Genomic DNA, 22,074 nt, shown 5'->3' with positions numbered 1-22,074 from the left:
TGGACCGTCCGCGGCCACTCCCTGTGGAGGCGCGCCGGGGCGGTGGCGATTCGACCGCGATCGGGGCGGCAGCGGCCGGCCGGTCAGCGGGCCCTGTCCGCGCTCGCGGTGGCCAGCAACTCCTCCGCGTGCGCGCGGCCGGTCTCGGTGTCGTCGAGCCCGGCGAGCATCCGCGCCAGTTCGCCCACCCGCTCCTGGTCGTCGAGGCCGCGGACCGCGCTGTGCGCTCCCTCGTCGCCGATCTCCTTGCCGATCACGAGGTGCGCGTCGGCGAACGCGGCGACCTGCGGCAGGTGGGTCACCACGATCACCTGATGCGTGCGGGAAAGCCGCGCCAGGCGACGGCCGATCTCCACGGCGGCCCGCCCGCCGACGCCGGAATCGACCTCGTCGAACACCAGGGTGCCGCCGCCGTCCCTCCCCGCGAGCACCACTTCGATGGCCAGCATGACGCGCGACAGCTCGCCCCCGGACGCGGTCTTGCCGATCGGCAACGGGTCGGCGGACGGGTGCGATCCCAGGAGCAGATCCACTGTGTCCGCGCCGTCGGCAGCCGCGTGCGCCTGCGCGCCGTCGACCGTGATCCGCCACGGATCGTCCTCGGCAGCAGGGACGAGTTCCACCTGCGCCGCCAGGCGCGACTTCCCCATCGCGAGGCCTGCCAGCTCCTCGGTGACCGCCTCGCCGAGCTTGGCGGCGGCGGACGCGCGGGCGCGGTGCAGGACGGACGCCGCGTCGGCGAGCTCGCCGCGCAGATCCTCGACCCGCTGCGCCAGCTCCGCCAGCGCGCCTTCGGACATGTCCAGCCCGGACAAGCGCTCCTCCGCGTCGCGCGCCCATTCCAGGACTCCGTCGACGTCCGCCGCGTACTTGCGGGTCAGCCCCTTGAGCGACGCCTGGCGTTGCAGCAGGTCGTCGAGCTCCCGCCCGTCCGAGGGCAGGTCCGCCAGATACCCCGAGACGTCGCCGGCCAGATCCGACGACAGCACCGCCAGTTCGTCGAGGCGGGGGACGAACGCGCGAAGCGCCGGGTCGTCGACGTTGTCGAGCCGGCCGCGCGCGCCTGAGGCCAGATCCGCGATCCCCTCCCCCTCGCCGGCGAAGGACGACGCCCCTGCCAAAGCGGCGTGCACGTACTCCGCGGCCTCGCGGAGCGAATCCAGCTCGCCCAGGCGACGGACCTCGGCCGCGATCGCCACGTCTTCGCCGGGTTGCGGATCCACCGCGGCGATCTCCTCCGCACCCAGCCGCAGCCTGTCCGACTCCTGCGCCAGCTCGCGTGCCCGATCGGTGCGCTCCGCGTACTCGTCGCGCGCGGCGCCGAAGTCGCGTCGGGTCTCGCGGTAATGCTCGAGCAGCGGGCCGATCTCGTCGAAGGCGAACGTGTCCAGGGCATGACGGCGCCGTTCGGGACGCAGCAGGCGCAGCTGGTCGTTCTGGCCGTGCACCGCGAGCAACTGCCCCGTCAGACGGCCCAGCAACCCGATGGGCACGCTGCGCCCGCCGAGATGGGCGCGGGACCGTCCGTCCTTGCCGACCGTGCGCACGGCGATGATGCTGCCGTCCTCATCGACCTCGGAGGCGCCGGCGTCGACGATCTCCTCGACGGCCGCGTGGGCCTCCGCGGACAGGTCGTCGAGGGTGAACCGCCCTTCCACTGCGGCCCGCTGCGCCCCCGTGCGCACCCGCCCGGCGTCCGAGCGCGCCCCGCCGAGCAGATGCAGGCTGGTCACCACCATGGTCTTGCCGGCGCCGGTCTCGCCGGTCAACGCGGTGAACCCGGGGTGGAACCGCGCCGACGCGGCCGAGATCACCCCCAGTCCGTCGATTCGAATCTCCGCAAGCACAACCGAATCCTAACCATGTCCCACGACACCGCCGCAGCACCGCATGCCACGGGAACGGTCGGGCGGCGTCCGGGACGCTCAGGCCCCGCGGCCGCGCCAGCCGCGGACCGGCAGCGCGAACTTGTGCACCATCCGGTCCGCGAACGGTGCCGAGTCCAGCCGCACCCACCGCACCGGGTGGTGTCCGCGCACGATCTCCAGCCGCGCCCCCGCGGGCACATGCACCGCGCGCCGCCCGTCGCAATACATGACAGCGCCGCTGCCCGACGGCTCCACCTCCACCGCGATCACCGACGACGGGCTGGTCACCATGGGCCTTGAGAACAGCGCGTGCGCGTTGTTGGGCACCACCAGGATCGCCTCCAGCTCCGGCCACACCACGGGCCCGCCGGCGGAGAAGGCGTACGCCGTCGAACCGGTGGGCGTGGAGACCAGCAGCCCGTCGCAGCCGAACGACGACACCGGGCGCCCGTCGATCTCCAGCAACAGCTCGAGCACGCCGACGTGCCGGCCGCGCTCGATGCTCACTTCGTTGAGCGCCCACCCGGCCGACTCCGTGGTGTCGCCGGAGCACAGGCGCACATCGAGCGTCATCCGGTGTTCGATCCGGTAGTGGCCGCGGATGACGCTCCCAAGCGCGTCGTCAAGATGGTCCGCCTCGGCCTCCGCCAGGAATCCGATGCGTCCCAGGTTGATCCCCAGCACCGGGGCGCCCGCGTACCAGGCCAGCTCCGCGGCCCGCAGGAAGGTCCCGTCACCACCGAGCACGATCACCATCTCGCATCCGGCGGCGGCGCGGTGGTCGTGCGGTACGACGCGCGCCGGGAAGATATGCGCATCCCGGTCGGATCCGGCGCCCCGTAAGCCCGTACGGTCCGCTTCGTCGTCGAGCACCCGGAGCCCGATGCCGCCGTCCGCGAGGATCCGCGAGACCCGCCGGGCCGTGTCCGCGATCGACGGCCGCCCGGTGTGCGCAACCAGCAGGATCTCGCGGGCGGGCGTCGGCACCCCCGGCCCGGGGCGTCCGCTCATCGGGGCCCCTCCTCGACCGCACGGCGGACGATCCCGTCGATCCCGTCGATTCCGTCCCGATCGACGGCCGCCTCCGCCGACTCCGGATCGACGTCGGTGCGGCGCAGCCAGAGAAAGTACTCGACGTTCCCGGACGGACCGGGGAGCGGGCTTGCCACTGCGCCGAGCGTTTCGAGCCCCAACCGGGCCGCCGTGTACGCGACGCCGCTCACCGCCTCGGCCCGCAGCGCGGGGTCGCGCACCACACCGCCGTGCCCGACTCGGTCCTTGCCCACCTCGAACTGCGGCTTCACCATGGGAAGCAGGTCCGCACCCGGACGGCAGCATTCGCGCAGCGCCGGAAGCACGAGGGCGAGCGAGATGAAGGACAGGTCGGAGACGACCAGGTCGACCGGACCTCCGATGTCGTCGGGGCCGAGGGAGCGGACGTTGGTGCGGTCGTGCACGAACACCCGGGGATCGTTCTGCAACCGCCAGATGAGCTGGCCGTATCCCACATCCGCGGCGACCACTTCGCGCGCGCCGCGCTCGAGGAGGACATCGGTGAACCCGCCGGTGGAGGCTCCCGCGTCCAGGCACCGCTTCCCGTCTGCACCGGGGCCGTCCGGCCCCAGACCGTCCAGCGCACCGATCAGCTTGTGCGCCCCGCGCGAGGCCCAGTCGAACTCGTCGGGCACCTCGGTCACGTGCAGCGGATCGCCGGCGCTGATCCCGGTGGCAGGTTTCGCCACCGGCAACGGGCCCGAGCGCACCCGGCCGTCCGCGATGAGCCGGGCCGCATGGTCGCGCGACCGCGCAAGACCGCGACGCACCAGTTCCGCATCCGCACGTGCACGGCGTGCCATATCAGTTCCTGTCCAGCGTGCCGAGCGCCTCGAGCAGTACCTCATGCGCCTGTTCGTAGAAATCCGCCGCATCCGCGCCGTCCGTCGCAGCGTCGGCATCGTCCGCCGCCCGCGCGAGCAACGCCTGCACCCTCTCCCGCACCGTGTCGGGGTCCGTCATGGGCGCGGCCGCCTCCGCGGGCGTCGGCACGGGGCCTGGCGTCCGAATACCGTGGTGGGGTCCGGGGTCGTTCATCGCTGCCAACGCTAGTCGATGTGCCGCGGGCGGCCCAACGAAGTGCGCCACGGCCTCCGGCCCGAAACAGGGGTCACGCGCCGTGCCACTGCCGCACCAACGCCTGGATCCGCGGATCCGCCCCGACGATGCGGCCCTGGAAATCATGCTTCCAGGCGACGGCTGCCACCGCCCGCAGTCCGCGCATCGACAACTCTGAGGAGGCCGCGACCTGCCCCGGGCCGTCGACGACCCGACCGCCTTGCTCCTCCAGCGTTTCGAGCACCTCGCGGTCGGCCTCGACCCGGATCATGTCGCCGTCGACCTGGGCATGCCATCCCCGCTGCGGGCCCACTGCACATTCCTGCGCCGGCGCGGCCAATGCGTGCAGGGAATCGGCGACGTACGTGGGACGCATCGCGGGCGCCGCCAGGATCGTCTCCGCCGGCGTCGACACGCCGGTGAACACCAGGAGGCTGTCCAGACCCGCGGCACACGCCCCCGCGATGTCGGTGTCGAGACGGTCCCCGACCACGAGCGGGCGCCGCCCGCCGCCCTGGCGCACCGCGTCGTCCATGATCGGTCTGCCGGGCTTCCCCGCCACCGTCGGCGTGGCTCCCGTCGCCGTCGCCAGCGCCGCCACCAGCGAGCCGTTTCCGGGCAGCAGACCCCGCTCGTCCGGGAGTGTCGAATCGACGTTCGTCGCCACCCACCACGCGCCGTTCCGGACCGCGAGGGCCGCCTCCGCCAGGTCCGACCACGCGACCGACCGGGAGAACCCCTGAATGACCGCCGCCACCGACTCGGAGAAGGATCGAACAGGGCGCAGACCCTGCCCGAGCACTTCGTCGGCCAGCGCGGGCGCTCCGACGACGAGGACCTCGGCGCCCGCGCCGAGCCGGGACGCCACCAGACGCGCACCTGCCTGCGCGCTCGTCACGACGTCGTCGAACTCCGCGTGGATTCCCAGCGCGTTCAAGTGTTCCGCGACATCCTCGGGACTCCGGCTCGCATTGTTCGTCACGAACAGGTGACGGGAGGGGGAGGCCGCGAGCGCGGATTCAGCGCCGACGATCGGCTCTGACCCGCGGTATACGGTGCCGTCGAGGTCGAGCAACAGGAGATCGTATGACCCCGAAAGGCCGGTGTCCGCCGGGTGCGGCGCAGCCCGCCCTGCGGAACCCGGTTCCTGCTCCGTGCGCGAACGGCCGTCCGGACGTTGTTCCTCGGACAATGGTGCCTACTCGCCCCCGGTCGTACCCGCGGGGCCATCGGCTCCCGGGCCGTCCGCGCTCAGCTCCGCCACGCGTTCCTCCGCGTCCGTCTCCGCCGAGTCGTCGGCCGCCGCGCAGTTGAGGAACCACTCCAGGGCTTCACGCTCACGCCCGGCGGCGAGGAGCGCCTCCGCGTAGACGTAGAACAAGCGGGCATAGGCCGAACCGGTCTTCGCCGGGTCCAGGTCCTTCCCCTGCAGGGTGACCACCGCGGCGTCGTATTTGCCCATGTCCATCCGAGCGCCCGCGACCACGATGTTCAGCTCGATTGCGGCCTCACCGGTCAGACGCCGCGCCTCTTCGCTGCGCGCGAGATCGAGCGCCCGCTCGGGGCGACCGAGACCGCGTTCGCAGTCCGCCATGACCGCCAGCATCCCCGGTCCCCCCGCCATCCGGCGGGCGGCCCTCAATTCGGAAAGCGCCTCGGCCCATTCGCCGGCGTGGTAGGCGGAGATGCCGGCCGCCTCGCGCACCGCGGCCACCCTCCCCGCCCGGCCCCGGGCTGCGCGGGCGTGGGCCAACGCGGCCGTAGGGTCGGTGTCCACGAGCCGTCCCGCCATCACCAGGTGCCGTGCCACAGTCTCTGCATTGGCCCTGTCCAAGGTGTGCAGATCGCGACGCACCGAGGTGTCCAGCTCGTCGGGGGCGACGTCGTCCGGCAGGTCCGGCTCGGGATCCCTGTGTTGCCGGGCCGGCGCGTTGTCGTTGTCACGGTGCGGCCGGGCGCGCCTGTCCTGCGCCCCGCCGCGGAAGGCAGGACCGCGGCCGCCGCCGTTGCGGTTCCGATCGGCGCGGAATCCTCCGTCGCGCTCGTTCGGGCGTCCGCCCGTACGTGCGGCGTCGCCCCGGCGTCCGCCGCTGCGCGGTCGGTCATCGGCCGAACGGCGGTCCGCCCGATCGCCCTGGTCCCGATACCGGTCACCGCTGGAACCGCCCTGATGCCGGCCTGCACCGGCTCCGGACTGGTTGCGATGGCGGTCACCGGCCTGAGCGCCGCTGCCTGGCGCAGCGCCGCCGGTCCGTTCGCGCGGCGGATTATGCCGACCACGGGAACCGTCGTCTGCGCCGTGACGCCGCTCGCCGGGTGCTTCCCGGGGTTCCTGCGCGTTCATGCATCATCCTTGTGGTCGATATCAGTTTGCGATCGGTGTCGGTCCGGCGTCCGCGTCGTCCGCCGCCCGGAAGACGGCCCAAACACCAATGGAGGGAACCCCATCCTATCGGGGTTCCCTCCACCGGCAATATTTGTGCGGCAGTGACCTACTCTCCCACACCCTGAGGGTGCAGTACCATCGGCGCAGTAAGGCTTAGCTACCGGGTTCGGAATGGGACCGGGCGTGACCCTCACGCTATAACCACCGCAACTCCATGCGACACACACCCACACGCAGTGAACGTGGGTGTTGCCTCAGACACCGGACAGTGGACGCACAAACAACCAGACAACTTCATGGGTAAGCCTACGGCCTATTAGTACCGGTCACCTCACACCCCTCACAGGGCTTCCAGCTCCGGCCTATCAACCCCATCATCTCTAGGGGGCCTTACCCCACAAAAGGGGAAAGAAACCTCATCTTGGAACAGGCTTCCCGCTTAGATGCTTTCAGCGGTTATCCCTCCCGAACGTAGCCAACCAGCAATGCCCCTGGCGGAACAACTGGCACACCAGAGGTTCGTCCGTCCCGGTCCTCTCGTACTAGGGACAGCCTTCCTCAAGTTTCTTACGCGCGCGGCGGATAGAGACCGAACTGTCTCACGACGTTCTAAACCCAGCTCGCGTGCCGCTTTAATGGGCGAACAGCCCAACCCTTGGGACCTACTCCAGCCCCAGGATGCGACGAGCCGACATCGAGGTGCCAAACCATCCCGTCGATATGGACTCTTGGGGAAGATCAGCCTGTTATCCCCGGGGTACCTTTTATCCGTTGAGCGACACCGCTTCCACAAGCCAGTGCCGGATCACTAGTCCCGACTTTCGTCCCTGCTCGACCCGTCAGTCTCACAGTCAAGCCCCCTTGTGCACTTGCACTCAACACCTGATTGCCAACCAGGCTGAGGGAACCTTTGGGCGCCTCCGTTACTCTTTAGGAGGCAACCGCCCCAGTTAAACTACCCACCAGGCACTGTCCCTGAACCAGATCATGGTCCGAGGTTAGAAGTCCGATACGATCAGAGTGGTATTTCAACAACGACTCCACACCGGCTGGCGCCGGCGCATCACAGTCTCCCACCTATCCTACACAAACCGAATCACACACCAATACCAAGCTATAGTAAAGGTCCCGGGGTCTTTTCGTCCTGCCGCGCGTAACGAGCATCTTTACTCGTAATGCAATTTCGCCGAGCCTGTGGTTGAGACAGCAGAGAAGTCGTTACGCCATTCGTGCAGGTCGGAACTTACCCGACAAGGAATTTCGCTACCTTAGGATGGTTATAGTTACCACCGCCGTTTACTGGGGCTTAAATTCTCAGCTTCGCGGCCCCGAAGAGCCACTAACCGGTCCTCTTAACCTTCCAGCACCGGGCAGGCGTCAGTCCGTATACATCGTCTTACGACTTCGCACGGACCTGTGTTTTTAGTAAACAGTCGCTTCTCTCTGGTCTCTGCGACCACACCCAGCTCCCACCGCACGGGTGTTCACCGGACATGGCCCCCCTTCTCCCGAAGTTACGGGGGCAATTTGCCGAGTTCCTTAACCACAGTTCTCTCGATCGCCTCGGTATTCTCTACCAGACCACCTGTGTCGGTTTGGGGTACGGGCCATGACACCACTCGCTAGAGGCTTTTCTCGACAGCATAGGATCACAGAATCCCCCACACCGGGGTCGCATCGCCTCTCAGGCTCATATGAGGCACGGATTTACCTGCACCTCGCCCTACGGGCTTACACCAGTATTACCACTGACTGGCTCTGCTACCTTCCTGCGTCACCCCATCGCTTGGCTACTACCAGATCAGGTCCCACGCATCCACCACACGCCGGCACCCGAAAGTGCACGACACGGGCTTCAGGATGGTTAGTATCACTGATTCACCACGGGCGCGATATCACGGGTACGGGAATATCAACCCGTTGTCCATCGACTACGCCTGACGGCCTCGCCTTAGGTCCCGACTCACCCTGGGCGGATTAACCTGGCCCAGGAACCCTTGGTCATTCGGCGGACGAGTTTCTCACTCGTCTTTCGCTACTCATGCCTGCATTCTCACTCGCGCAGCCTCCACGGCTAGATCACTCTGCCGCTTCCCCGGCTACACGACGCTCCCCTACCCACCCACACGGCTGCACACCCACCCGCAGGCAGATGCGAACCACACATGTGAGTGCCGCGGCTTCGGCGGTGTACTTGAGCCCCGCTACATTATCGGCGCAGGACCACTCGACCAGTGAGCTATTACGCACTCTTTCAAGGATGGCTGCTTCTGAGCCAACCTCCTGGCTGTCTTCGCAATCCCACATCCTTTTCCACTTAGTACACGCTTAGGGGCCTTAGCCGGCGATCTGGGCTGTTTCCCTCTCGACTACGAAGCTTATCCCCCGCAGTCTCACTGCCACGCTCTCACACCACGGCATTCGGAGTTTGGCTGACGTCAGTAACCCGGTAAGGCCCATCAGCCAACCAGTAGCTCTACCTCCATGGTGAAACACGCGACGCTGCACCTAAATGCATTTCGGGGAGAACCAGCTATCACGGAGTTTGATTGGCCTTTCACCCCTACCCACAACTCATCCCCTCAGTTTTCAACCTAAGTGGGTTCGGGCCTCCACGACGTCTTACCGTCGCTTCACCCTGGCCATGGGTAGATCACTCCGCTTCGGGTCTAGAACATGCCACTAACTCGCCCTATTCGGACTCGCTTTCGCTACGACTACCCCACACGGGTTAACCTCGCGACATGCCACTAACTCGCAGGCTCATTCTTCAAAAGGCACGCCATCACCCACCGCAGACCAAACTACGCGCAGGCTTTGACGGATTGTAAGCACACGGTTTCAGGTACTCTTTCACTCCCCTCCCGGGGTACTTTTCACCATTCCCTCACGGTACTATCCGCTATCGGTCACCAGGGAGTATTCAGGCTTACCGGGTGGTCCCGGCAGATTCACAGCAGATTTCACGGGCCCGCTGCTACTCGGGCACCACGACAAGGCAGACACACAGCTTTCACGTACGGGACTCTCACCCACTACGGCAGGCCATCCCAGACCACTTCCGCTAACCATGTGTTTTCTACAACTACCCGCCGGCACGGCAGTACCGGCACGCCGCAGCCCCACAACCCCACACACACAACCCCTGCCGGGTATCACATGCGCATGGTTTAGCCTCATCCGCTTTCGCTCGCCACTACTCACAGAATCACTATTGTTTTCTCTTCCTACGGGTACTGAGATGTTTCACTTCCCCGCGTTCCCTCCACACGCCCTATACATTCAGGCGCGGGTAACAGCGCATCACCGCTGCTGGGTTTCCCCATTCGGACATCCTCGGATCACAGCTCGGTTGACAGCTCCCCGAGGCTTAACGCAGCCTCCCACGTCCTTCATCGGCTCCTGGTGCCAAGGCATCCACCGTGTGCTCTTACACACTTACAACACAAAGATCAAAGATGCTCGCGTCCACTGTCCAGTTCTCAAACAACACACACACCACCACACCCACCACACCCGGCCACCCACCCCACAACAGGGCAAGACCAGCCGAGCGCATCCGGCAGGCACACCGGCGCATCACATCAAGACAACCCACCACACACAAACACGCGGCGTGTTCCCTCAAAGCCCAACAGCATGCCGACTAGCACCCCCGCCCCGCACCGGCCACCACCCATAACGGCGGCGACCACCACGAAACTCCTGCACGAAGTGCCACCAGTGTCCACCCATGAGCAACCCCAGACCACACGCACGGCGGCCTCGAGACACTTGATGCTCCTTAGAAAGGAGGTGATCCAGCCGCACCTTCCGGTACGGCTACCTTGTTACGACTTCGTCCCAATCGCCGATCCCACCTTCGACGGCTCCCTCCCACAAGGGGTTGGGCCACCGGCTTCGGGTGTTACCAACTTTCATGACGTGACGGGCGGTGTGTACAAGGCCCGGGAACGTATTCACCGCAGCGTTGCTGATCTGCGATTACTAGCGACTCCGACTTCATGGGGTCGAGTTGCAGACCCCAATCCGAACTGAGGCCGGCTTTAAGGGATTCGCTGAACCTCACGGTCTCGCAGCCCTCTGTACCGACCATTGTAGCATGTGTGAAGCCCTGGACATAAGGGGCATGATGACTTGACGTCGTCCCCACCTTCCTCCGAGTTGACCCCGGCAGTCTCCTGCGAGTCCCCACCATTACGTGCTGGCAACACAGGATAAGGGTTGCGCTCGTTGCGGGACTTAACCCAACATCTCACGACACGAGCTGACGACAGCCATGCACCACCTGTACACCGGCCACAAGGGAAACCGTGTCTCCACGGCGATCCGGCGTATGTCAAACCCAGGTAAGGTTCTTCGCGTTGCATCGAATTAATCCACATGCTCCGCCGCTTGTGCGGGCCCCCGTCAATTCCTTTGAGTTTTAGCCTTGCGGCCGTACTCCCCAGGCGGGGTACTTAATGCGTTAGCTACGGCACAGAACCCGTGGAAGGGTCCCACACCTAGTACCCACCGTTTACGGCGTGGACTACCAGGGTATCTAATCCTGTTCGCTCCCCACGCTTTCGCTCCTCAGCGTCAGTTACTGCCCAGAGACCCGCCTTCGCCACCGGTGTTCCTCCTGATATCTGCGCATTTCACCGCTACACCAGGAATTCCAGTCTCCCCTGCAGTACTCAAGTCTGCCCGTATCGCCCGCACGCCCACAGTTAAGCTGCGAGTTTTCACGGACGACGCGACAAACCGCCTACGAGCTCTTTACGCCCAGTAATTCCGGACAACGCTCGCACCCTACGTATTACCGCGGCTGCTGGCACGTAGTTGGCCGGTGCTTCTTCTGTACCTACCGTCACTTCCGCTTCGTCGGCACTGAAAGAGGTTTACAACCCGAAGGCCGTCATCCCTCACGCGGCGTCGCTGCATCAGGCTTGCGCCCATTGTGCAATATTCCCCACTGCTGCCTCCCGTAGGAGTCTGGGCCGTGTCTCAGTCCCAGTGTGGCCGGTCGCCCTCTCAGGCCGGCTACCCGTCGTCGCCTTGGTAGGCCATTACCCCACCAACAAGCTGATAGGCCGCGGGCCCATCTCACACCGCTACATAACGCTTTCCACCACACCCCATGCGAGGTACGGTCCTATCCGGTATTAGACCCGGTTTCCCAGGCTTATCCCAGAGTGCAAGGCAGATCACCCACGTGTTACTCACCCGTTCGCCACTCGAGTACCCCCGAAGGGGCCTTTCCGTTCGACTTGCATGTGTTAAGCACGCCGCCAGCGTTCGTCCTGAGCCAGGATCAAACTCTCCGTTGAAAGATTCACAACCCACCATCCCACCGGCACCACCACACACGGCAGCAGCCCCGACGACACGGCGAATCAGTCAAATCACATCGAGAAATCCACTAGCAAAACAAACCTAGCTTCAAAAAACATCGAGCCGCACCTCCCGACAGGGAATGGAAGACACGACCCGCAAACAACCACACCCCACAAACCATGGGATGCGGCATGCCAAATTATTGGCACTGGCATTCATCGACACACTGTTGAGTTCTCAAAGAACACGCACAACCACCACCACCCGGACACTCCCGAGCTTCAGCCGGCCGCACCTGCTGCAAACACCGTAGCACACTCACAAGCGCACCGCCCCCAGCCCCTACTCGGGCTTGGGAGCTGCTCTCGCCGCTCCGGCCCGGATAAAGTTACGCCCACCCCCACCCAAACACAAATCCCCAGGTCGACAGGGCGCTGGAGGCGCGAGGTCGTCGCATTCCACCAGCCATGAACCGCGACAGCAACGCAGGTCACCGCCAGACCGCGGACTTCCCCGACGGACCTGCCCCGGCGCTTCCGGGCGGAGCGTCCCTTGAAGGCACGAAACCCCGTTCGCCGACGAGAGGTCGGCTCACGGGGCTGGTCCGCGGTCGGAGCGCCGGGAATCGGTAGACCGGCAGTCCCCATCTCAGCGGACGCGTTCGATCTTGGCGCCGAGGCGTGCCAGATCTTCGACGAACTCGGGGTAGCCGCGGTCGATGTGATGCACGTCGTGGATCTCCGTCGTGCCTTCCGCCACGAGTCCGGCCAGCACCAGGCCGGCACCCGCCCGGATATCGGAGGACCACACCGGGGCACTCGAGAGACGTTCGATGCCCTGCAGGCCCACGTGATGCCCGTCCACACGGGCCTGCGCCCCCAGACGCACCATCTCCTCGACGAAGCGGAACCGCGCCTCGAAGATGTTCTCCGTGATCATCGAGCTGCCGCGGGCGATGGAGTCGAGGACGATCGCCATCGGCTGCAAGTCGGTCGGGAACCCCGGATACGGCAGCGTCGAGAAGTTCACCGCCGCGGGGCGTGCCTCCTGACGTATGCGAAACCCGTCGACGCTTTCGATCACCTCGGCGCCGGCGGCGCGCAACTTGTCCAACACCAATGTGAGATGTCCGGGGTCGATTCCCTGCACCGACACGTCACCGCACGTCACAGCCGCTGCAATGCCCCACGTGGCAGCGACGATCCGGTCTCCGATCACGCGGTGCGTCGTGGGGTGGAGCCGCTCGACCCCTTCCACCCGCAACACCGGGGAGCCAGCGCCGGTGATCCGCGCGCCCATCTGGTTCAGCATCTCGCAGAGGTCGACGATGTCAGGTTCTCTGGCCGCGTTGACGATCGTCGTCTCCCCTTCCGCCAGCACCGCCGCCATCAGGATGTTCTCCGTAGCGCCGACCGACGGGAACTCCAGGGTCATCTCCGCCCCGGACAGCCTCTCGGCCTCCGCGACCACGCAGCCGTGTTCGATCCGCGACACTGCGCCGAGTGCACGCAGACCGGCCTGATGCATGTCCAACGGCCTCGACCCGATGGCATCTCCCCCGGGGAGCGCGACAACGGCCCGACGGCAGCGGGCCAACAGAGGACCGAGCACGCATACGGACGCCCGGAACTTCTCCACAGCTTCGAAGTCCGCGCGGTACCGCGGCATCGCCGGCACGCTGATCTCGACGACGTCGCCGTCGAGTTCCACATCGCAGCCGAGTCCCTCGAGCACGTCCGCCATCAACGGCACGTCGAGGATCTCCGGGCAGTTCGTGATGCGCGTGGTGCCCTCGGCCAGCAGCGCCGCAGCCATCAGCTTGAGCACACTGTTCTTAGCGCCGGTGACGCGCACCTCGCCGGCGAGGCTCACGCCGCCGGTCACCAGGAATCTCTCAGTCACAGGGTCACAGCCTAGGCGAGTCGGACGGTACCGTGATCACATGGCCGTACATATCACTCGCGTATACACCCGGACCGGCGACGACGGAACGACGGGTCTCAGCGATTTCTCGAGGGTGCACAAGACGGATCCCCGACTGGTCGCCTACGCCGACTGCGACGAAGCGAACGCGGCAATCGGCCTCGCTGTCGCGCTGGGACGGCCGTCGGAGCCTGTGCTGGGCGTCCTGAGGCAGATCCAGAACGACCTTTTCGACGCCGGTGCCGACCTCGCGACGCCCGTCGTGGACGAGCCGAAGTACCCGCCGTTGCGCATCACGACCCGCTACATCGACAGGCTCGAAGCCTGGTGCGACGAATACAACGCGGAACTGCCCAAACTCGATTCGTTCATCCTGCCGGGCGGCACGCCGATCGCGGCTCTGCTGCACTGCGCGCGCACCGTCGCACGTCGGGCCGAACGGTCCGCGTGGGCACAGGTGGAGCGCCAGCCGGAATCCACCAACGTGCTGCCCGCCAAGTACCTCAACCGGCTCTCCGACCTGTTGTTCATTCTCAGCAGGCTGGCCAATCCCGAGGGCGACGTTCTGTGGCAGCCCGGCGGCGGCGATCACGACTGACGGCCGGCACGCCCCGCGGTCGGCTTACTCATGCCGACGCGGGGCCCTCCGGAGTGAACGCGCCGGGGGGCGGGACTCCACCCAGGATTGGAAGGCGGTCATGGATTCGCGTTCCAGCGCGATCTCCACCCGCAGCCCTTCCCCCTCGACGGTCGCGATGGGCATGGATTCGCTCATGATCTCCAGTTCGGTGCCGACGGGGGTGCGCTTCCCGTTCAGCTCGAGTCTGCTGCGGCGGAGATTCAGATCCGCGAACATGCGCAGACTCGACAACCTGAAATAGCGGACCCCGCTGTCGCCGTACACGATGACGCCGTGACGCCACCCGGCCCCCTCGTCAGCAGGCAACCGTCGGAGGATCACGGAGGTCGAACCACGCCGTACCACGTAGTAGCGATAGCAGAAGGCCGCGACAAGCCAGAGGGCGATTGCTCCGACCAGCACGCACACCACCGTGATGACTATCGTCATCGTGGTAGGCACTGGTAGGGACCCCTGACTTGTCGCGGCCTTGAGACGTGCTCGATTCTACTGCGTCACCTCAGGCGCGCTCGACCGCCTTCAGCCGACCGCGAGCGCGCGCGACCTCCACCTCATCGGATCCGGCGTCGTCCAGCACACGACGGGCCTCGTCCGCGTCGATCTCGTCGGACCAATCCGCAGTCTCGGCGAGGACGCTCACCTTCTGCCCGGTGACGGCGAGGAAACCGCCGTGCACCGCCGCCACACGCCGCTCGCCCTCGGAGGTCGTGATCGACACGATCCCGCCCTCCACGAGCTGTCCGAGAACCGGAGCATGACCGGGCATGATCCCGATCTCACCCTCCGTGGTCTGCGCGGAGACGAGGGTGGCCGAGCCCGACCACATCCGCTCCTCCACTGCGACCACTTCCACGGTCATCTCAGCCACGGGCCACCGTCACTTCCCGGCGATCTTCGCCGCGTTCGCTTCGACGTCGTCGAGCCCGCCGCAGCTGTTGAAGGCCTGCTCGGGCAGGTGGTCGTACTCGCCCTTGGTGACCTTGTCGAACGCCTCGATGGTATCCGTCAGCGAAACCACCGAGCCCACCATGCCGGTGAACTTCTCGGCAACGAGGAAGTTCTGGCCGAGGAACTTCTCCAGGCGGCGGGCACGACCGACGAGGACCTTGTCCTCCTCGGAAAGCTCGTCCATACCCAGAATCGCAATGATGTCCTGCAGCTCCTTGTACTTCTGCAGGATCCGGATGACCTCCTGGGCCACGCGGTAGTGCTCATCGCCCACGATCGCCGGCTCCAGGATCCGCGACGTCGACGTCAGCGGGTCCACCGCAGGATAGATGCCCTTCTGCGTAATGGCACGCGAGAGCTCCGTGGTGGCGTCCAGGTGGGCGAACGTGGTGGCAGGCGCGGGGTCCGTGTAGTCGTCGGCCGGCACGTAAATGGCCTGCAGCGAGGTGATCGAACGGCCGCGGGTCGAGGTGATCCGCTCCTGCAGCTGACCCATCTCATCGGCGAGTGTGGGCTGGTAGCCCACCGCGGACGGCATGCGGCCCAGCAGCGTGGAAACCTCCGAGCCGGCCTGCGTGAAGCGGAAGATGTTGTCGATGAACAGCAGAACGTCCTGGTTCTGCACGTCACGGAAATACTCCGCCATCGTCAGGGCCGACAACGCCACGCGCATACGCGTTCCCGGCGGCTCGTCCATCTGACCGAACACCAGGGCGGTGTCGGGGAGAACGCCCATCTCATCCATCTCGAGGATGAGGTCGGTGCCTTCACGCGTACGCTCACCGACGCCCGCGAACACCGAGGTGCCGGAGAACTCGCGGGCGATACGGGTGATCATCTCCTGGATGAGCACCGTCTTGCCCACGCCGGCGCCGCCGAACAGGCCGATCTTGCCGCCCTTGACATAGGGGGTCAGCAGGTCGATGACCTTGATGCCCGTTTCCAGGATCTCGGTCTTGCCCTCGAGCTGGTCGAACGCGGGCGGCTCGCGGTGGATGCCCCACTGCTCGCCGTCACGGCCCGTTCCGGGCGCGTCCAGGCAGTCGCCGAGAGCGTTGAACACGTGCCCCTTGACGACGTCGCCGACGGGCACCGAGATCGGCTTGCCGGTATCGGACACCGGAGTGCCGCGGACGAGCCCGTCCGTCGGCTGCATCGAAATGGTGCGCACCAGGCTGTCGCCCAGATGCTGCGCCACCTCGAGCGTCAGTTCCTTGGCGACCGACTCCAGCGCGATATCGGCGTGCAGTGCGTTGTAGAGGGCCGGCACGGCACCGCGGGGGAACTCGACGTCCACAACGGGGCCGATGACCCGCACGACCCGCCCTGCGGCAGAGGTGCCGGACGCGGAGTCCTGCGTCATTGCTGCGGTCATTGGTTAGTCACTTCCTGCGCTCGCGGCCAGCGCGTTGGCGCCACCGACGATCTCGCTGATTTCCTGGGTGATCTGGGCCTGACGTGCCTGGTTCGCCTCCCGCGAGAGGACATTCACCAGATCGTTTGCGTTGTCGGTCGCCGCCTTCATCGCGGTGCGGCGTGAAGCGGACTCCGACGCCGCGGCATCGAGCAGTGCGGCGTAGATCCGGGTGTTCACGTACTTCGGCAGCAGCGCCGAGAGCAGGGCCTCCGCCTCAGGCTCGAAGTCGTAGTCCGCACCGGGCTCGTCCGAGCTCTGCTGCCTGTCGCTGAGCAGGTCGTCACCGAGCTCGACGATCTCCTCATGCACCTGGACCTCCAGCGGCGCGACCCGGCGCACCTGGGGGGTCTGGGTGAGCATCGACACGAACTGCGTGTACACGATGTGCAGCTCGTCGACGCCCTCGAGAGTGCCTTCGCCACCGGGTGCGTCGACCTGCTCTCCCGATCCGGCCATGAACATGTCGACGAGGTGACGCCCGGCGGATGCGGTGTCCGCGTACCTCGGCTGCTGCGAGAAGCCGGCCCACGAACCCGCGAGCTCGCGCCCGCGGAACGTGTAGAAGCCGATGCCCTTGCCGCCCATGACGTAGAGGACGACGTCCTTGCCCTCGCTGCGCAGCAGCTGCCTCAGTTCCTCCGCCTCTTTGATGACGTTGGAGTTGTATCCGCCGCACATGCCGCTGTCGCTGGTGACGACGAGGACCGCGGCACGCTTCGGCTCCGCCCGCTCGGTGAGCAGAGGGTGATCGAGCGCCGCCGACGCGCTGGCCAGCTGCGAGAGCACCTTGGTGATCTCCACCGAGTACGGCTTCGACGCGGCGACACGGGCCTGGGCCTTCGTGATGCGCGAAGTGGCGATGAGCTCCTGGGCCTTGGTGATCTTCTTCGTCGAGTTGACCGATTTGATCCGCGAACGTAGCTCGCGCAGGTTTGCCATCAGCCGGTCACACTCCCCTCACTCATAGTCGGGACACTCAACACCATGATCACCGGGTGACCGTCTTGCGGTTGACTGTCACAGTCTCCTGATCGACGGCGTCCGGCGCGAGAGAATCGGCTTCGGCCTCGTTGACCACGCGGCTGCCGTCCGAGGCGAGGAAGCCCTGCTTGAACCGGTCGGTGGCCGCGACGAACTCCGCGGCCGCGTCGTCGCCCAGGACGGTGCCGCCCGCGATGGAGCCGAACGCACCGCCGGCGTTGCGGTGCAGGTCGTCCAGCAGATCGGCGACGAACCGCCGGATGTCCTCGACCGGGACGGAGTCGAACTTGCCCTCGCTCGCGAGGAAGATCGTCACGATCTGGTCCTCGACGGTGACGGGGCGGTACTGGTCCTGCTTGAGCAGCTCGACCAGGCGGGCGCCGCGGTCCAGCTGCGCCTTCGAGGCCGCGTCGAGATCCGAGGCGAACGCGGAGAACGCCTCCAGCTCGCGGTACTGTGCCAGGTCCAGACGGAGCGAACCCGCAACCTTCTTCATGCCCTTGGTCTGGGCGGCACCGCCGACACGGGACACCGAGATGCCGACGTCGATCGCCGGCCGGACCCCTCGGTTGAACAGGTCGGAGTCGAGGAACACCTGACCGTCGGTGATCGAGATGACGTTGGTGGGAACGTAGGCCGACACGTCGCCGGCCTTGGTCTCGATGATCGGCAGTCCGGTCATCGACCCGCCGCCCAGCTCGTCGTTGAGCTTCGCGCAGCGCTCGAGCAGACGGGAGTGCAGGTAGAACACGTCGCCGGGGTACGCCTCGCGGCCCGGCGGGCGGCGCAGCAGCAGCGAGATCGCGCGGTACGCCTCGGCCTGCTTGGTGAGGTCGTCGAACACGACGAGCACGTGCTTGCCGCCGTACATCCAGTGCTGGCCGATGGCCGAGCCGGTGTAGGGGGCGAGCCACTTGAAGCCGGCCGAATCCGAGGCGGGCGCCGCCACGATGGTGGTGTATTCCATCGCGCCGTTCTCCTCGAGCGCGGACTTGACGCCGGCGATCGTGGAGCCCTTCTGCCCGACCGCGACGTAGATGCAACGCACCTGCTTCGCGGGGTCCCCGGAGTCCCAGTTGGCCTTCTGGTTCAGGATCGAGTCGATGCAGACCGCGGTCTTTCCGGTCTTGCGGTCACCGATCACGAGCTGACGCTGCCCGCGTCCGATCGGCGTCATCGCGTCGACGGCCATCATGCCCGTCTGCAGCGGCTCCTCCACCGGCTGGCGCTCGAGCACCGATGCGGCCTGCAGCTCGAGCGCGCGGTCGCCCTCGGACGCGATGTCGCCGAGGCCGTCGATCGGCTGACCGAGCGGGTTCACCACGCGGCCCAGGTACCCGTCGCCGACCGGCACGGAAAGGACCTCGCCGGTGCGCCGGACTTCCTGACCCTCGGCGATACCGGCGAACTCGCCCAGGATGACAGCGCCGACCTCGCGCGCCTCCAGGTTGAGCGCGACGCCCTGCACGCCCCCGGGGAATTCCAGCAGCTCATTCGACATCGCCGACGGCAGGCCGCTGATGTGCGCAATGCCGTCGCTGGTGTCCGTGACCACGCCGACCTCCTCGCGGGAGGCCTCCGGGGAGTAGCTCGCGGTGTAGTTCTCGATCGCGCTACGGATCTCGTCGGAGGAGATCGTCAGCTCCGCCATGTTCTTCCTGCTCTCGGGTGTCGATTGTGGGTTTTCACTGTGCCGATGCTCGTGTGACGCTCGGGCCGCCGCCGCGCTCAGCCGATGGACTTGCGGACGCTCGCCAGCCTGCCGGCGCCACTGCCGTCGATGACCTCGTCACCGACCCGGACGACCACGCCCGACAGCAACGTGGGATCTACCTCGACGTGAACCGTGACGCGCCGGTCGTACAGCCGCGACAGGGAGTCGACGAGATTCTGCTGCTGCAACTCCGTCATCGGGGTCGCACTGCGGACGTGTGCGACCGCCTGGTCGCGGCGCTCTGCAGCCATGTTCGACAGCGTGTCGAACAGTGCCGCCGGCGGACCGCTCAGACGGCCGACGCCCTGCGTCGCGAGCGCTTCGGTGACCGACGAGACCTTGCCGTAGAGCAGTCGGGAGATCAGCTGCCGCTTGCGCTCCGGATCCGCGGTGCGGTCCGTCAACGCGATCTCCAGCTCCGGGTTGCCGGCGACGATCCGCCCCAGCCTGAAAAGCTCGTCCTCGACCAGTGCCAGTCGCCCCTGCTGATCCGCCGAGACCAGGAGAGCCTCACGACCGAGCAGTTCGATGGAATCGACCAGGTCACGTGCGGACGACCACTGCTGGTTCACAGCACTGCGCAGCACCTTCTGCGCGCCTGCGCCGACCCGCTCGCCGAACACGGTGTCAGCGAGGCGTTCACGCGCGGACTGCTCCGCGGACGGATCGGAAAGCAGGCCACGCAGGCTCCGCTCCGCAGTCAGTACGTCGACCACCAGGAACAGGTCCGCGCCTATTTGCGCGGCACCTGTCCCGTCCGTCGTCGAGGACAGCTCGGCCTGCAGCGATGCCCGTGCGGCCGACATGGCCTCACGGCTTGCCGCGTACATCTCCGTCACCGGCCCACCTTGTCCGCGGCCCCCGCATCGACGGAATCCAGCTCGTTCAGGAATCGGTCGATGGTGCTGGCACGCTTGACCTCGTCGGACAGCGATTCGCCGATGATCTTCTCGGAGAGGTCCACAGCGGTGCGACCGAGATCCCCGCGCAGTTCGGCGACGATCTGCTGGCGCTGCGCTGCGAGCTGACTGCTGCCGGCGGCGACGATGCGGTCGCTTTCCTCCTGCGCCTTGGTCTTCATCTCCGCGATGATCTGCTTGCCTTGGTCCTGCGCATCCTCGCGGATACGGGACGCCTCGACACGCGCCTCGGTGAGCTGGGCGGTGTACTGCTCGAGCGCGGACTGCGCCTTCGCCTGCGCCTCCTCGGCGCGAGCGATGCCGCCTTCGATCTTCTCGGAGCGCTCATCCATCACCTTGCGGTAGGCCGGAAGCGCGAACTTCCAGAAGAAGAAGCCGATGATGATGAGTACGACGATCGACCAGACGATGTCGTACGCCGTCGGAATGATCGGGTTGTGGTCCGATTCCTCGGCCGCTAGTACGGCCAGATGGGTGCTCAGCATGATCTAGAAGATGAAGCCGGTGACGATGCCGATGAGCGCCAGCGCCTCGGTGAAGGCGATGCCGAGGAACATCGTGGTGCGGATCTGGCCGGACATCTCCGGCTGCCGCGCCATGCCCTCGATGGCCTTGCCGACGACGATGCCGATGCCGATACCGGGGCCGATGGCCGCCAGGCCGTAGCCGACTGCGCCGAGGCCCGTGAACTTCATTTCATCAGCCGCCAGGAACTCGACAGCCTGCTGCGCAACGCTCATTGTCAATCCATTCCTTTTTCGTGTGGCTCAGCGCCGGTTTGTGGTCGCCGAGTCGGTCTGTGGGTTGTCGGTCGGTCCGGATGGTCGGTGACGTGCCCGGTCAATGCTCTTCAGCATGCAGGGCAAGGTCGATGTACACCGCCGTCAGCAACACGAAGATGTACGCCTGCAGGACGATCACCAGCAGTTCGAAGGCCGTGAAAGCGAAGCCCACCAGCAGGGATGCGGCGCCGAAGGGGCGCATCCAGCCCACTGCCTCGCCGAAGAAGAAGAACTGCGTGGCTCCGAAGAACAGCACGAGCAGGATGTGCCCGGAGAGCATGTTCGCCATAAGACGGATCGTCAGCGTGAACGGCCGGAGGATGAACGTCGAGACGAACTCGATCGGCACCAGCAGGAGCAGCAGCGGCCACGGAACGTTGGGGATCACGACCGTCGACTTGAAAAAGCGGAAGAAGCCGTACTTTTTTATGCCGGCGTAGTTGAAGGCGACGTAGGCCACCACGGCGAGCACCAACGGCGGACCGATCAGGCCGTTGGACGAGATGTTGAGGAAGGGGATGATGGAAGACAGGTTCAACGCCAAGACCATGAAGAAGATGGTCATGAGCAGCGGCATGAACCGCTTGGCCTGCTCCTTGCCCAGAATCTCCTCGCCCACGTAGATCCGGACGAAGTCCATCAGATACTCAACGGCGTTCTGCAGTCCGCGGGGGACGATGCGCGCCCGCCGCAAGCCCAGGTAGAAGAAGATCAACAGCGCGGCCGTCATGATCAGACGCACCATGATCAGCCGGTCGATCTCGAACGGGGTGTCACCGAACAACAGCGGCCCGGGGAAGAACTCTTCCTGCAGCTCCGGCGGGTGGAATTCTCCGTAGTCAAAGAAGCTCATTGCTCTCGCGGTCTCTCCCGTTCTCGGTCCGTCGATGAAGCCACAGTGTGAATCTGATCTGAATATTGATCTGATGCTGGTCTATCGGCTGCCGACCGGCACTCCGCCCGGCCCGCCGCAACCCGCACTGAAGCGTGGCCTCGGTGCGTGACCACAGCCACCTTTCGGGGGCCACTTCGCAGGCCTGCCGGGGGCAGCCTATCAATCCCGG

17 protein-coding genes and 3 rRNA genes are annotated in these 22,074 nt (G+C 66.1%); 1 reads left to right on the top strand and 19 read right to left on the bottom strand.

What is annotated here, in order from left to right; all coding sequences use genetic code 11:
• Nucleotides 1-83: 83 nt before the first annotated feature.
• The 10 genes from recN to murA form a co-directional block, all read right to left on the bottom strand.
• Complete coding sequence (gene recN, locus FO059_RS08165; protein WP_143907858.1) at nucleotides 84-1,847, bottom strand: DNA repair protein RecN; 1,764 nt, start codon at nucleotides 1,845-1,847, stop codon at nucleotides 84-86.
• Between the two features lie 78 nt (nucleotides 1,848-1,925).
• Nucleotides 1,926-2,879: an NAD kinase gene (locus FO059_RS08160; RefSeq protein ID WP_143907856.1), complete on the bottom strand. Its 954-nt coding sequence runs from the start codon at nucleotides 2,877-2,879 to the stop codon at nucleotides 1,926-1,928.
• Nucleotides 2,876-3,724, bottom strand: coding sequence for a TlyA family RNA methyltransferase (locus tag FO059_RS08155; RefSeq protein WP_143907854.1), 849 nt, complete (start codon nucleotides 3,722-3,724; stop codon nucleotides 2,876-2,878). Before FO059_RS08155 ends, FO059_RS08160 begins: the two co-directional genes overlap by 4 nt.
• 1 nt (nucleotide 3,725) lies before the next feature.
• Entirely contained in the window at nucleotides 3,726-3,884 is a 159-nt protein-coding gene (locus tag FO059_RS18345) for a hypothetical protein (RefSeq protein ID WP_168226595.1), read from the bottom strand.
• Between the two features lie 148 nt (nucleotides 3,885-4,032).
• Nucleotides 4,033-5,055: an HAD-IIA family hydrolase gene (locus FO059_RS08150; protein WP_233266786.1), complete on the bottom strand. Its 1,023-nt coding sequence runs from the start codon at nucleotides 5,053-5,055 to the stop codon at nucleotides 4,033-4,035.
• A 123-nt stretch (nucleotides 5,056-5,178) separates the two neighbouring features.
• Nucleotides 5,179-6,324, bottom strand: a complete 1,146-nt coding sequence (locus FO059_RS18725; RefSeq protein WP_233266787.1) for a hypothetical protein — start codon at nucleotides 6,322-6,324, stop codon at nucleotides 5,179-5,181.
• A 135-nt stretch (nucleotides 6,325-6,459) separates the two neighbouring features.
• Nucleotides 6,460-6,575: ribosomal RNA gene (rrf, locus tag FO059_RS08140) — 5S ribosomal RNA — on the bottom strand.
• Between the two features lie 87 nt (nucleotides 6,576-6,662).
• Nucleotides 6,663-9,810: ribosomal RNA gene (locus FO059_RS08135) — 23S ribosomal RNA — on the bottom strand.
• A gap of 344 nt (nucleotides 9,811-10,154) precedes the next feature.
• A 16S ribosomal RNA gene (locus FO059_RS08130) occupies nucleotides 10,155-11,678 on the bottom strand.
• The 16S, 23S and 5S rRNA genes sit together here, the layout of an rRNA operon.
• 655 nt (nucleotides 11,679-12,333) lie before the next feature.
• Entirely contained in the window at nucleotides 12,334-13,587 is a 1,254-nt protein-coding gene (gene murA, locus FO059_RS08125; protein ID WP_143907849.1) for a UDP-N-acetylglucosamine 1-carboxyvinyltransferase, read from the bottom strand.
• A gap of 40 nt (nucleotides 13,588-13,627) precedes the next feature.
• Here murA and FO059_RS08120 point away from each other — a divergent pair, with 40 nt between their 5' ends.
• Nucleotides 13,628-14,206 carry a cob(I)yrinic acid a,c-diamide adenosyltransferase gene (locus tag FO059_RS08120; protein WP_143907847.1) on the top strand — a complete coding sequence of 193 codons (579 nt, stop codon included), beginning with the start codon at nucleotides 13,628-13,630 and terminating at the stop codon, nucleotides 14,204-14,206.
• 24 nt (nucleotides 14,207-14,230) lie between these two features.
• Here the strand turns inward: FO059_RS08120 and FO059_RS08115 are convergent, their stop codons facing one another.
• From FO059_RS08115 to atpB, 9 genes are all read right to left on the bottom strand, one after another.
• Nucleotides 14,231-14,650 carry a DUF2550 domain-containing protein gene (locus tag FO059_RS08115; RefSeq protein ID WP_158726753.1) on the bottom strand — a complete coding sequence of 140 codons (420 nt, stop codon included), beginning with the start codon at nucleotides 14,648-14,650 and terminating at the stop codon, nucleotides 14,231-14,233.
• A 97-nt stretch (nucleotides 14,651-14,747) separates the two neighbouring features.
• On the bottom strand, nucleotides 14,748-15,116 hold the full coding sequence (locus tag FO059_RS08110) for a F0F1 ATP synthase subunit epsilon (protein WP_199257133.1): 369 nt from the start codon (nucleotides 15,114-15,116) through the stop codon (nucleotides 14,748-14,750).
• Nucleotides 15,117-15,125: 9 nt separating this feature from the next.
• A complete protein-coding gene (gene atpD / locus FO059_RS08105; RefSeq protein WP_143907843.1) occupies nucleotides 15,126-16,571 on the bottom strand; it encodes a F0F1 ATP synthase subunit beta in 1,446 nt (481 codons plus the stop codon).
• 3 nt (nucleotides 16,572-16,574) lie between these two features.
• Nucleotides 16,575-17,552 (bottom strand): F0F1 ATP synthase subunit gamma, encoded by a 978-nt coding sequence (locus tag FO059_RS08100; RefSeq protein ID WP_143907841.1) that lies wholly within the window; start codon nucleotides 17,550-17,552, stop codon nucleotides 16,575-16,577.
• Between the two features lie 49 nt (nucleotides 17,553-17,601).
• Nucleotides 17,602-19,245, bottom strand: a complete 1,644-nt coding sequence (atpA, locus tag FO059_RS08095) for a F0F1 ATP synthase subunit alpha (RefSeq protein ID WP_143907839.1) — start codon at nucleotides 19,243-19,245, stop codon at nucleotides 17,602-17,604.
• Between the two features lie 77 nt (nucleotides 19,246-19,322).
• Entirely contained in the window at nucleotides 19,323-20,138 is an 816-nt protein-coding gene (locus tag FO059_RS08090; RefSeq protein ID WP_143910570.1) for a F0F1 ATP synthase subunit delta, read from the bottom strand.
• Between the two features lie 5 nt (nucleotides 20,139-20,143).
• Nucleotides 20,144-20,710, bottom strand: a complete 567-nt coding sequence (locus tag FO059_RS08085) for a F0F1 ATP synthase subunit B (RefSeq protein ID WP_143910569.1) — start codon at nucleotides 20,708-20,710, stop codon at nucleotides 20,144-20,146.
• A gap of 6 nt (nucleotides 20,711-20,716) precedes the next feature.
• Nucleotides 20,717-20,968: an ATP synthase F0 subunit C gene (locus tag FO059_RS08080; RefSeq protein WP_143907838.1), complete on the bottom strand. Its 252-nt coding sequence runs from the start codon at nucleotides 20,966-20,968 to the stop codon at nucleotides 20,717-20,719.
• A 100-nt stretch (nucleotides 20,969-21,068) separates the two neighbouring features.
• Nucleotides 21,069-21,863, bottom strand: a complete 795-nt coding sequence (gene atpB / locus FO059_RS08075) for a F0F1 ATP synthase subunit A (protein WP_143907836.1) — start codon at nucleotides 21,861-21,863, stop codon at nucleotides 21,069-21,071.
• Nucleotides 21,864-22,074 lie beyond the last annotated feature (211 nt).

This window comes from Tomitella fengzijianii, from assembly GCF_007559025.1.
GTDB lineage: Bacteria > Actinomycetota > Actinomycetes > Mycobacteriales > Mycobacteriaceae > Tomitella > Tomitella fengzijianii.
The sequence above is the reverse complement of the archived record's forward strand: the minus strand, read 5'-3'. Positions and strand labels throughout refer to the sequence as shown.

What these genes read in the sequence shown, in the direction of transcription:
- atpB (WP_143907836.1), bottom strand. Translation starts at nt 21,863, where the DNA reads ATGAGCTTCTTTGACTACGGAGAATTCCACCCGCCGGAGCTGCAGGAA.
- FO059_RS08155 (WP_143907854.1), bottom strand. Translation starts at nt 3,724, where the DNA reads ATGGCACGCCGTGCACGTGCGGATGCGGAACTGGTGCGTCGCGGTCTT.
- atpD (WP_143907843.1), bottom strand. Translation starts at nt 16,571, where the DNA reads ATGACCGCAGCAATGACGCAGGACTCCGCGTCCGGCACCTCTGCCGCA.
- FO059_RS08090 (WP_143910570.1), bottom strand. Translation starts at nt 20,138, where the DNA reads ATGTACGCGGCAAGCCGTGAGGCCATGTCGGCCGCACGGGCATCGCTG.
- FO059_RS18725 (WP_233266787.1), bottom strand. Translation starts at nt 6,324, where the DNA reads ATGAACGCGCAGGAACCCCGGGAAGCACCCGGCGAGCGGCGTCACGGC.
- FO059_RS08160 (WP_143907856.1), bottom strand. Translation starts at nt 2,879, where the DNA reads ATGAGCGGACGCCCCGGGCCGGGGGTGCCGACGCCCGCCCGCGAGATC.
- atpA (WP_143907839.1), bottom strand. Translation starts at nt 19,245, where the DNA reads ATGGCGGAGCTGACGATCTCCTCCGACGAGATCCGTAGCGCGATCGAG.
- FO059_RS08100 (WP_143907841.1), bottom strand. Translation starts at nt 17,552, where the DNA reads ATGGCAAACCTGCGCGAGCTACGTTCGCGGATCAAATCGGTCAACTCG.
- FO059_RS18345 (WP_168226595.1), bottom strand. Translation starts at nt 3,884, where the DNA reads ATGACGGACCCCGACACGGTGCGGGAGAGGGTGCAGGCGTTGCTCGCG.
- FO059_RS08080 (WP_143907838.1), bottom strand. Translation starts at nt 20,968, where the DNA reads ATGAGCGTTGCGCAGCAGGCTGTCGAGTTCCTGGCGGCTGATGAAATG.
- FO059_RS08120 (WP_143907847.1), top strand. Translation starts at nt 13,628, where the DNA reads ATGGCCGTACATATCACTCGCGTATACACCCGGACCGGCGACGACGGA.